General features: G+C 69.8%; 15 protein-coding genes. 9 read left to right on the forward strand and 6 right to left on the reverse strand.

The window, feature by feature from the left end:
• Positions 1 to 18 precede the first annotated feature (18 nt).
• Together BST28_RS06185 and mhuD are read right to left on the reverse strand one after the other, a co-directional pair.
• Positions 19 to 1,302 (reverse strand): serine hydrolase, encoded by a 1,284-nt coding sequence (locus BST28_RS06185; protein ID WP_205634578.1) that lies wholly within the window; start codon positions 1,300 to 1,302, stop codon positions 19 to 21.
• A 43-nt stretch (positions 1,303 to 1,345) separates the two neighbouring features.
• Positions 1,346 to 1,663, reverse strand: coding sequence for a mycobilin-forming heme oxygenase MhuD (gene mhuD, locus BST28_RS06190; RefSeq protein ID WP_019738043.1), 318 nt, complete (start codon positions 1,661 to 1,663; stop codon positions 1,346 to 1,348).
• 24 nt (positions 1,664 to 1,687) lie between these two features.
• On the opposite strand from mhuD, the gene BST28_RS06195 reads away from it, so the two are divergent.
• Positions 1,688 to 2,449 (forward strand): alpha/beta fold hydrolase, encoded by a 762-nt coding sequence (locus BST28_RS06195; protein ID WP_065287644.1) that lies wholly within the window; start codon positions 1,688 to 1,690, stop codon positions 2,447 to 2,449.
• Here BST28_RS06195 and BST28_RS06200 read toward each other — a convergent pair.
• The gene (locus BST28_RS06200) at positions 2,416 to 3,312 is read right to left on the reverse strand and encodes an HhH-GPD family protein (protein WP_065287642.1); all 897 of its coding nucleotides are present in this window, start codon (positions 3,310 to 3,312) and stop codon (positions 2,416 to 2,418) included. The two genes, BST28_RS06195 and BST28_RS06200, sit on opposite strands and share 34 nt — an antisense overlap.
• Before the next feature lie 25 nt (positions 3,313 to 3,337).
• On the opposite strand from BST28_RS06200, the gene BST28_RS06205 reads away from it, so the two are divergent.
• The gene (locus tag BST28_RS06205; protein ID WP_065287643.1) at positions 3,338 to 3,958 is read left to right on the forward strand and encodes a carbonic anhydrase; all 621 of its coding nucleotides are present in this window, start codon (positions 3,338 to 3,340) and stop codon (positions 3,956 to 3,958) included.
• 172 nt (positions 3,959 to 4,130) lie between these two features.
• Positions 4,131 to 4,892 (forward strand): hypothetical protein, encoded by a 762-nt coding sequence (locus BST28_RS06210; RefSeq protein ID WP_083080328.1) that lies wholly within the window; start codon positions 4,131 to 4,133, stop codon positions 4,890 to 4,892.
• Positions 4,893 to 4,895: 3 nt separating this feature from the next.
• Here BST28_RS06210 and radA read toward each other — a convergent pair whose 3' ends face one another.
• Together radA and BST28_RS06220 are read right to left on the reverse strand one after the other, a co-directional pair.
• The gene (gene radA / locus BST28_RS06215) at positions 4,896 to 6,308 is read right to left on the reverse strand and encodes a DNA repair protein RadA (protein WP_083080330.1); all 1,413 of its coding nucleotides are present in this window, start codon (positions 6,306 to 6,308) and stop codon (positions 4,896 to 4,898) included.
• Positions 6,309 to 6,359: 51 nt separating this feature from the next.
• Positions 6,360 to 6,896, reverse strand: coding sequence for a copper chaperone PCu(A)C domain-containing protein (locus tag BST28_RS06220; protein WP_083080331.1), 537 nt, complete (start codon positions 6,894 to 6,896; stop codon positions 6,360 to 6,362).
• A 258-nt stretch (positions 6,897 to 7,154) separates the two neighbouring features.
• Here BST28_RS06220 and carD point away from each other — a divergent pair, with 258 nt between their 5' ends.
• From carD to ispF, 3 genes are read left to right on the forward strand one after another with little or no spacing between them, the layout of a single operon-like run.
• On the forward strand, positions 7,155 to 7,643 hold the full coding sequence (gene carD, locus BST28_RS06225; RefSeq protein WP_013830798.1) for an RNA polymerase-binding transcription factor CarD: 489 nt from the start codon (positions 7,155 to 7,157) through the stop codon (positions 7,641 to 7,643).
• Positions 7,644 to 7,660: 17 nt separating this feature from the next.
• Positions 7,661 to 8,326: a 2-C-methyl-D-erythritol 4-phosphate cytidylyltransferase gene (gene ispD, locus BST28_RS06230; RefSeq protein ID WP_083080333.1), complete on the forward strand. Its 666-nt coding sequence runs from the start codon at positions 7,661 to 7,663 to the stop codon at positions 8,324 to 8,326.
• A gap of 5 nt (positions 8,327 to 8,331) precedes the next feature.
• Entirely contained in the window at positions 8,332 to 8,799 is a 468-nt protein-coding gene (ispF, locus tag BST28_RS06235) for a 2-C-methyl-D-erythritol 2,4-cyclodiphosphate synthase (RefSeq protein WP_029249390.1), read from the forward strand.
• Positions 8,800 to 8,814: 15 nt separating this feature from the next.
• Here the strand turns inward: ispF and BST28_RS06240 are convergent, their stop codons facing one another.
• The gene (locus BST28_RS06240; RefSeq protein WP_133054282.1) at positions 8,815 to 9,678 is read right to left on the reverse strand and encodes a hypothetical protein; all 864 of its coding nucleotides are present in this window, start codon (positions 9,676 to 9,678) and stop codon (positions 8,815 to 8,817) included.
• 150 nt (positions 9,679 to 9,828) lie between these two features.
• On the opposite strand from BST28_RS06240, the gene cysS reads away from it, so the two are divergent.
• The 3 genes from cysS to BST28_RS06255 all read left to right on the forward strand — a co-directional run bounded on the left by cysS (position 9,829) and on the right by BST28_RS06255 (position 13,154).
• Complete coding sequence (gene cysS, locus BST28_RS06245) at positions 9,829 to 11,238, forward strand: cysteine--tRNA ligase (protein WP_065287581.1); 1,410 nt, start codon at positions 9,829 to 9,831, stop codon at positions 11,236 to 11,238.
• On the forward strand, positions 11,239 to 12,180 hold the full coding sequence (gene rlmB / locus BST28_RS06250; RefSeq protein ID WP_019737430.1) for a 23S rRNA (guanosine(2251)-2'-O)-methyltransferase RlmB: 942 nt from the start codon (positions 11,239 to 11,241) through the stop codon (positions 12,178 to 12,180). It abuts the gene before it with no gap.
• A 65-nt stretch (positions 12,181 to 12,245) separates the two neighbouring features.
• Positions 12,246 to 13,154: a glycerophosphodiester phosphodiesterase family protein gene (locus BST28_RS06255; RefSeq protein ID WP_065287645.1), complete on the forward strand. Its 909-nt coding sequence runs from the start codon at positions 12,246 to 12,248 to the stop codon at positions 13,152 to 13,154.
• Positions 13,155 to 13,171: the final 17 nt, after the last annotated feature.

The raw sequence follows: 13,171 nt of genomic DNA on the forward strand, positions 1-13,171 counted from the left end.
CAGGCTCGAAGCGTTGGCCTACACCGGCAGCAGACCGAAGGCCTGCTTGGCGATCTGCAGCATCCAGCTGCCGACACTCTTGCCGTGGTCACGCGGCCAGTTGAGCTGAAAGCTGACCACCCACGGCTGGCCGCCCCGATCGACGGCGTACCAGCTGAAGGTCAGATCGCCGGGCAGACCGCCGGCTTTGGCGCCGATGTAGGGCCAGTCGGCGCGGCTCAGGTCGATGCCGCGGACCGCGGACAGGATCTCCTTGACCGGTGCGGCCTTGCCGACCGCCCCGGACTGCAGCGCGACGTGCACTCGGCAGATGTCCTCGGCGCTGCCGTACCACTCGGCGCCATACGCCGACGCCGGAAGGTGCGCGCGGACCGGATCCGGTTCGTAAGGCCGAGAGTTGGCCTGCTGCAGGAGCTTTGCCCGCTCCTGGGGTGAACCGCGCTGCCATTTCTCCCGCAGGTCCGGTTTCCCCCAGCCGACCGAGAACATTTCGTACATGGTCGGGAACGGCGTCATGCTGGCCGGGTCGTGATGGCCGGCAGCGACCAGTGCCCGCTCGACGGCGCGGGTGCCGACGTGGGCGATCAGCAGGTCGGTCGCCATGTTGTCGCTGGTGGCGATCATCTTCTCGGCCGCTTTGCGCACCGATACGTGGGAACCCTCGGGCAGTTCCTCCAGTCCGGACGACCCGACCACTTTGGCCCGCCCGGTGATGGTCAGCGGATCGTCCCAGGACACCGTGCCGGCCTTCACCTCGTTGGCCACGGCCAGCAGCACATACAGCTTGAAGATCGATGCCAGCGGCAGCGACCGGCTCGTGTTGGTGCCGGCCACCGGCTTGCACGTGCCGCCCTCGATGCGGGAGGCCTGATAGGAGTAGCGGGCGCCGGTGCGGCTCAGCACCGCGTCGACGTCATGCCAGGAATGGATGGGCGGTGCCTCGGTGGTCGGTTTGAACAGGTCGACCATGCCGTTGTCGTCGGTGCGGATCCTGATGTCCTGGCGTGCACCGTAGGAGGTGGTCAGGTGCAGGGTGGCCGCGCCGGCGCGGATGTCGACGCCGTCGAGGCGGAACGGCCGATCCCACCACAGCGATTCCATGGTCGTCACGACCTGCTCGACCTTGTCCGGGGCCGCCAGGGTGGCCACCCCGATCGGGCCGATCGGCCAATCGGAGTTCAGCATGTCCATGGTCTGCTTGGCGCGCAGGCCCGGCGGGGTCTTGGTGGAGATCGTCACTTCGCCGGCGTTCTGGTCGGAAGGCGAAGCGGGGGAGGGGGCGCAGCCGGCGAGCGCCGCCATGCTTACCGTGGCCGTCCATACCGCCAGGTGACGCCGCACGGGGCTAGTCTTGTGCGGCGGTTCCGGCAACGTCAAGCACGACCTCGAACTCCAGCAACGACGCGCCGGTCGCCACCGGGTTGGCCCGCTGCCCGGCGTGGGCTTCGACGGCGGGTCCCTGCGCCCACGCCTGGAACGCTTCGTCGGACTCCCAGTGGGTGACCACGAAGTAGCGATCCTCACCCTTGACCGGGCGCAGCAGTTGGAAACCGAGGAAGCCGGGCTGGTTCTCCACCGCGTGCGCGCGGTGTGCGAACCGCTTTTCCAATTCGGGGCCGGCCTCGGCGGGTACCTCGATTGCATTGATCTTGACCACTGCCATGCGGCCTAGGCTACCGTGCCCCGGGTGAATACCGCCTCGAGTGAGCTGCTGACCTATCGCGGTGGGCACGGGGCGCCGCTGGTCCTGGTCCACGGCCTGATGGGCCGTGGCAGCACCTGGCCGCGGCAATTGCCCTGGCTGACCCGGCTCGGGGCGGTCTACACCTATGACGCGCCGTGGCACCGGGGCCGCGACGTCGTCGACCCGCATCCGATCTCCACCGAACGGTTCGTGGCCGACCTGGTCACCGCGGTGCAACAGTTGCCGGCCCCGGTGCGCCTGGTCGGCCATTCGATGGGGGCGCTGCATTCGTGGTGCCTGGCCGCCCGCCATCCGGAGTTGGTCTCCGCGCTGGTGGTCGAGGACATGGCGCCGGACTTCCGGGGCCGCACCACCGGACCGTGGGAGCCGTGGGTGCATGCCCTGCCGGTCGAGTTCGCCCGGGCAGAGGAGGTGGTCGCCGAGTTCGGCGAGATCGCCGGGCGCTATTTCCTGGAAGCCTTCGACCGCACCGAGACCGGCTGGCGGCTGCACGGTCTGCCCGCGCGCTGGGTGCAGATCGCCGCCGAGTGGGGCACCCGCGACTACTGGGATCAGTGGCGCGCCGTGCAGGCGCCGGCCCTGCTCATCGAAGCCGGCAACTCGGTGACGCCCCCGGGCCAGATGCGCCAGATGCACCGCATCGCCTCGGGCAGCACCTACCTGCACGTGCCCGACGCCGGCCACCTGGTGCACGACGAGGCCCCACAGGTCTATCGCGAGGCCGTCGAGTCGTTTCTGTCCTGACCGGGCAGCGCGTAGCGGTCGTCGCCGAGCCGTTCGACCAAGCCGTCGTCCAGCAGCGAAGCCAGGGCGCGTTCGCGCTGGGCCGCATCGACCGGCCATGCCACGTCGAGTTCGGCCTTTGTGACCGGTAGCACGTTGTCCCGCAACACATCCAGCAGACGACCGCGGACCTGGCGATCGGTGCCGGCATATCGTTGGGCGGGCCGTCGCTGTTCGGTGCCGGGCGGGTGCCCGGCCGCGCGCCACCGGCACGAGGTCACCGGGCACACAGCACAGCGCGGCGCCCGGGCCGTGCACACCGTGGCACCCAACTCCATCAACGCCGCCGAAAACCGGGCCGCCCGAGCGGCGTCGGGCAGCAGCGCGGCGACATCGGCGTGATCGCGCTTCGCCGACGGGGCGGCGGCGTCGGCACGTCCGTGCACGGCGCGGGCCACGACCCGGCGCACATTGGTGTCGACCACCGGAACCGGTTGACGGTAGGCGAAACAGGCCACCGCCCGCGCGGTGTAGCTGCCGATCCCCGGCAGTTGTTCCAGCGTCTCGACATCGTCGGGCACCACGTCGGCGAATTCGCGGGCGATGACCGTCGCGCATTCATGGAGCCGTTTCGCCCGCCGCGGGTAGCCGAGCTTTCCCCACGCCCGCAGTACCTCGGCGGGGGTCGCGGCCGCCGTCGCCGACGGTGTCGGCCACCGCGCCACCCAGTCCGACCAGATCGGCAGCACCCGCGAGACCGGGGTCTGCTGCAGCATGAACTCGCTGACCAGGATCTGCCACGGGGTCACGCCGTCCGCCCGCCACGGCAGTGCGCGTTCGGCGACGTCGAACCAGCCGAGGAGATCGCCGACGTCGATGGTCATCGCCCGGCCGTGCACAATGTCGGGTATGCCGAATTCGAACCCGATATCCGCGTGGAAGGCACTCAAGGAGGGTAACGATCGCTTCGTCGCGGGCAAGCCCATGCACCCGAGCCAGGATGTGGCGCGGCGTGCCGCGCTGGCCGACGGCCAGAAGCCGACCGCGGTGGTGTTCGGCTGTGGTGACAGCCGGGTGGCCGCCGAGATCATCTTCGACCAGGGCCTGGGCGACATGTTCGTGGTCCGCACCGCGGGTCATGTCATCGACTCGGCGGTGTTGGGCTCGATCGAATTCGGGGTGGCGGTGCTCGACGTGCCGCTGATCGTGGTGCTCGGTCACGACAGCTGCGGTGCGGTCAAGGCCGCGCTGGCGGCTCTCGACGATGGTGCCGTGCCGGGGGGCTACCTGCGTGACATCGCCGAACGGGTCGCCTCGTCGATCCTGGTCGGCCGGCGCGAGGGCCTGCGCAGCATCGATGAGTTCGAGACCTGCCATGTCAACGAGACCGTGCGGCAACTGGCGAGCCGATCGACCGTTATCGCCGACCAGATCGAGGCCGGGACGCTGGCGATCGTCGGCGCCACCTACCACCTGTCCGACGGGCGGGTGCAGGCTCGGGAACACATCGGCGATATCGGCGAGGAGTAGAAGCTCTGCATCGGGTTGTCGCGGGACACCCCGGTCGTGCTGGGCCGCTGGTTCTGGTGGCCCGGCCTAGTCGGCGCCGGACGGTCTGAATACTCGGGCCAGGTCACAATGCGGCAACGACACGCCGAGACGGGTCGGACAATTCGCGCTGAGCACGTCCTACCGTGAGAACGTGCTCGATTTGGAACCGCAGGGTCCGCTGCCTTCGCAGATCTACTGGCGACGCCGAGGTCTGGCGCTGGGCATCGCGGTCGCGGTGATCGGGCTGGTGGCGGCCATCGTCTTCGCCGTGATGCACGGCAGCGCGGGTGCCGAGAACGCTGATGCGAACAAGACGACCGCCGCGCAGGACGCCAAGCCGCATGGCGCCCCGCCCGAAGAGGCCAAGACGCCGGTGGTTCCGCCCGCCGAGCAGGCGCCCCCGCCAGCGCCGACTCCGACCGCGGCGGTGATCCCGCCCCCGGTGCTCAAGGAGGGCGACGACTGCCCCGACTCGACCCTGGCGGTCAAGGGCATCACCGGTCCGCAGTACGTGGTGGGCGAGCAGCCCCAGTTCACCATGGTGGTCACCAACATCGGCCTGGTCGCCTGCAAGCGGGATGTGGGAGCGGCGGTGCTGGCCGCCTACGTCTACTCGCTGGACAACCAGCGGCTGTGGTCGAACCTGGACTGCGCGCCGTCGAATGAGACCCTGGTCAAGACCTTCGATCCCGGCGAACAGGTGACGACCACGGTGACCTGGACGGGTATGGGTTCGGCGCCGCAGTGCCCGCTGCCGCGGCAGCCGATCGGCCCGGGCACCTACAACCTGGTGGTTCAACTGGGCAATCTCAGATCGGCGACGGTGCCTTTCATGTTGACCGAGCCGTTGCCGGATGCGCCGCCACCCCCGGCCGCCGACTTCCCCCCGGATGCCGTGCCGCCGGGCAACTGAGCGCTAGGCCCGATCCAGTAACTGCAGCGGCGCCTGTCTGCTGCGATGGTCGGCGATGCTTTTCAGGTGTTGCAGCGCCGCAACGATATTCGCCGCCGCCACCGTGCGCAGGCCGCCCACCGAGGCCGGGGCACCCGGCGGCGTCAGCGCGGTGGTGAACCCGAGCCGGGCCGCCTCGGCCAGCCGACGGTCCATGCCGCTGACCGGGCGCAAGTCGCCGGCCAGCCCCACTTCGCCCACCACCACCGTGGTCGCCGGCAGCGGCAGATCGGCATACGCCGACGCCAAGGCGATGGCGACGGCCAGATCCGTCGACGGATCGGTCAACCGCATGCCGCCCACGGTGGACAGGTAGATGTCAGCGGCCGCGATCGGCAGGTTCGCGTGCTTGCCGAGCACCGCGGTGATCATGGCGGCCCGGGCGTGGTCGATTCCGCTGACCGCACGGCGCGGCGACCCGCCGACCGGGTCCGCCAGCAGGGCCTGCACTTCGCCGATCAACGGGCGTTTGCCATCGAGGGCGACGGTGATCGCGGTGCCGGGCACCGGTTCGCTGCGCTGTTCCAGGAAGAGTCCGGACGGGTCGGCGATTCCTTCGATTCCGCTGTCGCGCAGCAGGAAACAGCCCACCTCATCGGTGGCGCCGAAACGGTTCTTGACTGCGCGCACCATCCGCAGCACCGAGTTGCGGTCGCCGTCGAAATGCAGCACCACGTCGACGAGGTGCTCCAGTGAACGTGGGCCGGCGATCGCGCCGTCCTTGGTCACATGGCCGACCAGGATCAGGGCCACGTCGGCGCCCTTGGCGGCCGCGGTCAACGCGGCCGTCACCGCACGCACCTGGGTGACCCCGCCGGCCACCCCGTCGGTGTCGGCGGCGGCGATCGTCTGCACCGAGTCCACCACGACCAGCGACGGCCGGACCGCCTCGATATGGCCCAGCACGGTCTGCAGATCGGATTCGGCGGCCAGGTAGATCTCGTCATGGCTGCACCCGGTGCGTTCGGCGCGCAGCCGGATCTGCCCGCCGGACTCCTCGCCCGAGACGTAGAGCGCCCGCCGCCCCGCCAGCGCCCAGCGGTGGGCGACCTCGAGCAGCAAGGTGGACTTACCGACGCCGGGGTCGCCGGCCATCAGCGTCACCGACCCGGGCACCACCCCGCCGCCCAGCACCCGGTCCAGTTCGGATACGCCGGTTTGTTGGGGGCGGGCGCAGCCGGGCGCGATGGAGCTGATCGGAACCGCGGGCCGGGCAAGTGTCGCCGGCTGCAGCCCGTTCGATGGAGCGACCGACTCGGCCACCGGGTCGATACCGCCCCAACTGCCGCACTCCGGGCAGCGACCCAGCCATTTCGCGCAGGTGTTCCCGCACTCCGAGCAGCGGTACAGCGATCGAGCCCTGGAGGATTTAGCCACCCGCTGACGCTAACCGGTGGGTCCGACAGTGCCGGCCGGCGACGCGGGGAGTCAGTGGTGTGAAAGTGTGCCGGCCGAGATCGGCACGGCCACGCGGATCGGGCCACCCTTCTTGAAGTCGAAGGTGAAGTCGTAGGTCAGCCCGTTGGAGATCGCCTTGTCCAGTGTCACCGTGGCCGCCGCGGTGCTGGCGTTGGAGACCTCGGGCAGCGCCTTGGAGGCGGGTGCGGTCGGCAGGTCCGGGCCGGCCGGGGCGCTGACGACCAGGACGCCGCCGGCGGGAACCGACTTGCCGCCGGTCACCGACACCTTGCCGACCGAGCTGGTGACCGCGGTGAGTTCATCACCGGTGTCCGTCGACTGATTGCTGGCGACGAACACCAGGTCCACCGTCTGGCCGGCCTCCAGCGCATCGCCGGTCTGCGCCGCCTGGATGCGCACGTCGCGCAGCGCCAGATCACCCTCCGTGGCGGAGGCGCCGTTGACCGCGGGGGCCTGGTCGGCGGTCTGGGAGATCTGGCCGGTGCCGCACCCGGCGACTACCGCGGCGAAGGCCAACGCGGTGATGACCCTGTAGAACCGGTTCACTGAAGGCCTCCTGCTCGGCGCTGCGGTTGGTGACTATGCACTGTAGTAGCACGCTTACAGCGGCGGTAGCTCAGGGTTAGGCCTTGCCTCAGAGCGTGATCGAGCTCCCGGAACCGCGCCGCGGTGGCCCACGTCATGCACGGTTTATCGTTGCTGTCAAGCCCCCGACCAGGGCTGCGATGCCCCTGACCTGCACCGTTGATCGTCCGGTGTCTGGCCGACGTGTTAGGATGGGGTAGCGAAAGGGGCTCAAATCAGATGATCTTTAAGGTCGGAGACACCGTCGTATATCCACATCACGGTGCAGCGTTAATCGAGGCGATTGAAACCCGGACCATCAAAGGCGAGCAGAAGGACTATCTGGTCCTCAAGGTGGCTCAGGGTGACCTCACAGTTCGAGTTCCCGCGGAAAATGCCGAATATGTCGGCGTGCGTGACGTAGTCGGCCAGGAGGGTCTGGACAAGGTATTCCAGGTACTGCGTGCCCCGCACACCGAGGAGCCGACCAACTGGTCGCGCCGTTACAAGGCCAACCTCGAAAAGCTCGCCTCCGGCGACGTGCACAAGGTGGCCGAAGTCGTCCGTGACCTCTGGCGTCGCGACCAGGAACGCGGCCTGTCCGCCGGCGAGAAGCGGATGCTGGCCAAGGCACGCCAGATCCTGGTGGGCGAGCTGGCGCTGGCCGAGAACACTGACGACGCCAAGGCCGAGACCATCCTCGACGAGGTGCTGGCCGCGGCGTCCTGAACCGCCGGGGGTACTCGGTGGCAAGCACAGTAGCCGTGGTTCCGGCCGCAGGTTCGGGTGTGCGGCTGGGGGCTGGCGTCCCCAAGGCGTTCTTTCTGCTGGGCGAACAGACCCTGGTCGAGCGCGCCGTGGCGGGTCTGCGGGAATCCGGGGTGGTCGACCAGGTGGTGGTCGCGGTCCCACCGGATCGCACCGATGAGGCCAAGCTGATCCTCGGGCGGACGGCCACCGTGGTCCCCGGCGGCGCGCACCGCGTCGACTCGGTCCGGCTTGCGTTGGAGAACGCCGGCGAGGCCGATTTCGTTTTGGTCCACGACGCCGCACGTCCGTTGACTCCGCCGGACTTGATTGTCCGGGTGGTCGAGGCGTTGCGCGACGGGCACCGCGCGGTGGTGCCCGCCCTGCCGGTCCCCGACACGATCAAGGCGGTCGACGCCAACGGGGTGGTGCTGGGTACGCCCGAGCGCGCCGGTCTGCGGGCGGTGCAGACACCGCAGGGGTTCGCCGCCGATCTGTTGTTGCGGGCCTATCAGCAGGCCGGTGCGGCAGCACAGTTCACCGACGACGCCTCGATGGTCGAGCACATCGGCGGTCCGGTCCAGACCGTCGACGGCGACCCGCTGGCGTTCAAGATCACGACCAGGCTGGACGCGATGCTGGCCGAGGCGGTGATCAGCCGGTGACCGCCCTGCCGCGGGTGGGACTCGGCACCGATGTGCACCCGGTCGAGCCGGGCCGGCCCTGCTGGCTGCTGGGGTTGCTGTTTCCCGACGCCGACGGCTGTGCGGGGCACTCCGACGGTGACGTCGCCGTACACGCGCTGTGCGACGCGCTGCTGTCGGCGGCGGGGTTGGGGGACCTGGGCACGGTGTTCGGCGTCGACGATCCACGCTGGGCAGGAGTAACAGGTGCTGTGATGCTCGGCCACGTACGCGGCCTGCTGCGTGACAGCGGCTTCACCGTCGGCAACGCCGCGGTGCAGGTCATCGGGAACCGGCCGAAGGTGGGACCGCGCCGCGTCGAGGCGCAACAACTGCTGTCCGGGCTCGTGGGTGCACCGGTGTCGGTCTCCGCGACGACCACCGACGGGCTGGGACTGACCGGTCGGGGCGAGGGGCTGGCCGCCGTTGCTACCGCGCTGGTGGCACCCCTGTAGTTCGCGCGGTGTGCGCTAGCACCAGCCGAAGATTCCGAGCACCCCGCAGGCGATGTCGCCACCGACACTGGCACCCGCGCCGGCGAGGTCCCCAGTGGTGTCTAGTGCCACCCCGGGCACCTCGGAGGCAACACCGCTGGCGGCATCGGCGGCGGCTTGGCCGGCGGCCTCTGCCGCGGCACTGACAGCGTCGGTGGTCGCATCGGCCGTCAGCCCGGTGGTGTCGGCAAGTGCGCCGGTCAGAAGGTCAGGGTCGAGGACCGGGGTCAGGTCGAGGTTGGACAGGTCGGCGGCTACGGGCGCGGCCAGACCGAACGCGTCGGTCGCCGCGGCCGAACCGGCGAGGTCGGAAGCCGCGGCCGAAGCGGCGTCGGCGGCGTCCGCGCCGGTAGCCGGAGCAGCGCCGAGACTGCCCAGGCCGGACATCAGCAGTGGTGCGCCCATCATCGGCAGATACATCGCCATCATCGGGGCCATCATCGCCATCGAGGTGCCCAGCGAGGCCCCGATCGAGTTCATCCCGCCCGCGGCGGCCGGAGCGGCCGCAGCAGCACCGCCGTCGTCGCCCGGGTGCGCCATCTCGTCCTCGGGCCGTGCCGTGCCGTCATGTGGGTTCGCCATGCCGTCCTGAGCCGGGTTCGCGGCACCGCCCGGGGCCGGGTTCGCGGCGCCACCGGGGGCGATCGCTGCGGCATCGGCCGGGTTTGCACCGCCGGGCTCGGTCGGCTGGACCGCGCCGGCCAGATTCGCCCCTGGCGCTGAATGTGTTGACACCTGTGAGCCCTGATCGGTGGGCTCGTCGGCGTACACCGTTGCGGAGGAGGCGATTGCGGCCACAGCCAGAAGCGTTCCCGAGGCTGCCGCCAGAAGTCTGGTCACTTTGGCAATATATGCGACCGGTGCGCACCTGTCCACACATGTGGCAAGAGGTTTCCGTTCCTGGCAATTGCCTGTTAGAGCCGGGTTCGACGGTTGCTGAGCAGCGGCCGGGACGGCCGAGCCCGGCCCGCCCCGGTAAGCTGGCCCGTCGTGACCGATCGCCCCCGTCTGCGGCTGCACGACACGGCAACCGGCGCCGTTCGTGACTTCGTTCCGCTGCGGCCCGGCCACGCGTCGATTTACCTGTGCGGTGCGACCGTGCAGGCCCCGCCGCACATCGGCCACGTCCGCAGCGGTGTGGCTTTCGACGTGCTGCGCCGGTGGCTGACCGCGCGCGGCTACGACGTCGCCTTCGTGCGCAACGTGACCGACATCGACGACAAGATCCTCACCAAGGCCGCCGCAGCCCGCCGGCCGTGGTGGGAGTGGGCCGCCACCCACGAGCGGGAGTTCACCGCCGCCTATGACGCGCTGGGCGTGCTGCCGCCGTCGGCCGAGCCGCGTGCGACCGGACACATCACCCAGATGGTCGAGCTGATCGATCGCCTGATCGCGTCCGGGCACGCCTACACCGGCAACGGCGACGTGTACTTCGACGTGCTCAGCTACCCCGAGTACGGCCAGTTGTCCGGCCACAAGATCGACGACGTGCACCAGGGGGAGGGGGTGGCCACCGGCAAACGTGATCCGCGGGACTTCACGCTGTGGAAGGGCGTCAAACCCGGTGAACCCAGCTGGCCGACGCCGTGGGGACCCGGCCGTCCGGGCTGGCATCTGGAATGTTCGGCTATGGCCCGTGCCTACCTGGGCCCCGAGTTCGACATTCACTGTGGCGGAATGGATCTCATATTTCCTCACCACGAGAACGAGATCGCCCAGAGTCGTGCCGCCGGCGACGGGTTCGCCAACTACTGGCTGCACAACGGCTGGGTCACCCTCGGTGGCGAGAAGATGAGCAAGTCGCTGGGCAATGTGTTGTCGATGTCGGCGGTGCTGCAACGGGTCCGGCCCGCCGAACTGCGCTACTACCTGGGCAGCGCGCACTACCGTTCGATGCTGGAATTCTCCGAGACCGCCCTGCACGACGCCGTCAACGCCTACGTCGGCATCGAGGACTTCCTGCACCGGGTCCGCTCTCGGGTGGGCGCGGTGATTCCCGGGGACTGGACGCCTCGTTTCGCCGCCGCGCTCGACGACGACCTGTCGGTGCCGATCGCGCTGGCCGAGGTGCACCGCACCCGTGCGGAAGGCAACCGGGCCCTCGACGCCGGCGATCACGAGGGTGCGCTGGCCGCCGCCGGCTCCATCCGGGCGATGATGGGCGTGCTGGGCTGTGATCCGCTCGACGAACGCTGGGAATCACGCGATGAGACGTCGGCGGCGCTCGCGGCGGTCGACGTGCTGGTGCGAGCGGAACTGCAACGCCGGGAAACCGCTCGTGCCGAACGGGATTGGCAGCTGGCCGACGAGATTCGCGGCAGGCTCAAAGACGCCGGCATCGACGTCACCGACACCGGTGACGGCCCTCAGTGGTCGCTGATCGTGGACGGGGCGAGCTAGGTGGCCGGCAACTCCAAGCGCAAGGGCGCGGTGCGCAAGCCGGGGACCAAGAAGGGCCCGACGGTGGGCTCGGGCGGCCAGCGCCGCCGCGGCCTCGAGGGCCGTGGCGCCACGCCGCCGGCCCACAAGCGGGAATACCACCCGGCGGCCAAAGCCGCCAAGCGCGCCGCCAAGCAGCGGGCCTACCGGGCCACCAAGCGCACCGACGACACCGAGACCGTGCTGGGTCGCAACCCGGTGCTGGAATGCCTGCGGGCCGGGATCCCGGCGACCGCGTTGTATGTGGCGCTCGGCGCCGAGGCCGACGAGCGCTTGACCGAATCAGTAACCCGGGCAGCAGATTCCGGGTTGCCGATTCTCGAGGTCCCGCGATCGGACCTGGACAAGATGACCACGAACGGCCTGCATCAGGGCATCGCTTTGCAGGTGCCGCCGTACAACTACGCCCACCCCGACGACCTGCTCGCCGCCGCGCGAGAAGACGTCGCGCCCGCGCTGCTGGTCGCCTTGGACAACATCTCCGATCCGCGCAACCTCGGCGCCATCGTGCGGTCGGTGGCCGCATTCGGCGGGCACGGCGTGCTCATCCCGCAGCGTCGCTCCGCCTCGGTCACCGCGGTGGCCTGGCGCACCAGTGCCGGTGCGGCAGCCCGCATCCCGGTGGCCCGCGCGCCCAACCTGACCCAGACCCTGAAGGGGTGGGCGGATCGGGGGCTGCAGGTGGTCGGTTTGGATGCCGGGGGCGACACCGTGGTCGACGAGTTGGACGGGACCGGTCCGATGGTGCTGGTCGTCGGGTCCGAGGGCAAGGGCCTGTCCCGGTTGGTGCGGCAGAACTGCGATGCGATCGTGTCGATTCCGATGGCCGGCCCCACCGAGTCGCTCAACGCCTCGGTGGCCGCCGGGGTGGTGCTGGCCGAGATCGCCCGTCAGCGACGGTGATCCGCCGCGCCGCGGAAAGTTCGCGCCGCCAGCAGACAGAGAATCGCATCAATCTGCGCAACTTTGTGCGACTCTGCGTCTGCTCGGCGCTACTGGCCGCACCGGCCGTCTCGGGCGCCCCGATAGCCCCGATAGCCGCCGGGCAACCGCAGAGCTTCGATCTGCAGGCGCATCGCGGCGGCCGCGGCGAGACCACCGAGGGATCGCTGCGCGGCTTCGCCAAGTCGATCGAATCAGGCGTCAGCACACTCGAATTGGACGTCGTCCTGACCCGTGAGGGCCAACCGCTGGTCTGGCACGACCCGGTGATCGAGCCGTCCAAGTGCGCCGACACCGGTCCGACCGTTGCCGGCGACCCGCAGTACCCGTATGTGGGCAAGCGGGTGGCCGACCTCTCCTTGGTGCAGATCCACACCCTGGACTGCGGCCGACCACAGCCGGAGTTCCCCGATGCGGAAGTGGTGCCCGGCAACGTGATCGCGACGCTGCCGCAGGTGTTCGCCCTGGCCGACTCGTATCACGCAGACGTGCGCTACAACATCGAGACCAAAGTCGATGCGCACGGTCCCCAGCAGATCGTCGAGGTGATCCTGGCGGCGGCGCGGACCGCCGGCAAGCTGGACGCCATCGAGATCCAGAGCTTCGACTGGCGCACCCTGTCGCTGGTGCGCGCCACCGAGCCGGCCATCCCCCTGGCCGCGCTGTGGGAACACGGACAGGATCCGATCGACGGTGCGGCAGCGGTCGGTGCCGACATCGTTTCCCCGGACTACGCGGTGGTGGACCAGGCGTTCGTCGAGCGGGCACACCGGGCCGGGCTCAAGGTCATCCCGTGGACGGTCAACGACGCCGCTGCGATGCGCGAGCAGATCGCCTGCGGCGTAGACGGGCTCATCACCGATTACCCGGCAAGGCTGCGCACGATCATGGCCGAGCTGGGCATGCCGCTGCCGCCGGCCTACCGCCGAGGCTGATCCGGTGGCGGTGACCC

The sequence above is a fragment of the Mycolicibacter kumamotonensis genome, from assembly GCF_002086285.1.
Lineage (GTDB): Bacteria > Actinomycetota > Actinomycetes > Mycobacteriales > Mycobacteriaceae > Mycobacterium > Mycobacterium kumamotonense.

Bases quoted from the DNA above. Each gene is read 5' to 3' on its own strand.
- BST28_RS06185 (WP_205634578.1), bottom strand. From the start codon at position 1,302: ATGGCGGCGCTCGCCGGCTGCGCCCCCTCCCCCGCTTCGCCTTCCGAC.
- mhuD (WP_019738043.1), bottom strand. From the start codon at position 1,663: ATGGCAGTGGTCAAGATCAATGCAATCGAGGTACCCGCCGAGGCCGGC.
- BST28_RS06200 (WP_065287642.1), bottom strand. From the start codon at position 3,312: ATGACCATCGACGTCGGCGATCTCCTCGGCTGGTTCGACGTCGCCGAA.
- BST28_RS06205 (WP_065287643.1), top strand. From the start codon at position 3,338: ATGCCGAATTCGAACCCGATATCCGCGTGGAAGGCACTCAAGGAGGGT.
- carD (WP_013830798.1), top strand. From the start codon at position 7,155: ATGATCTTTAAGGTCGGAGACACCGTCGTATATCCACATCACGGTGCA.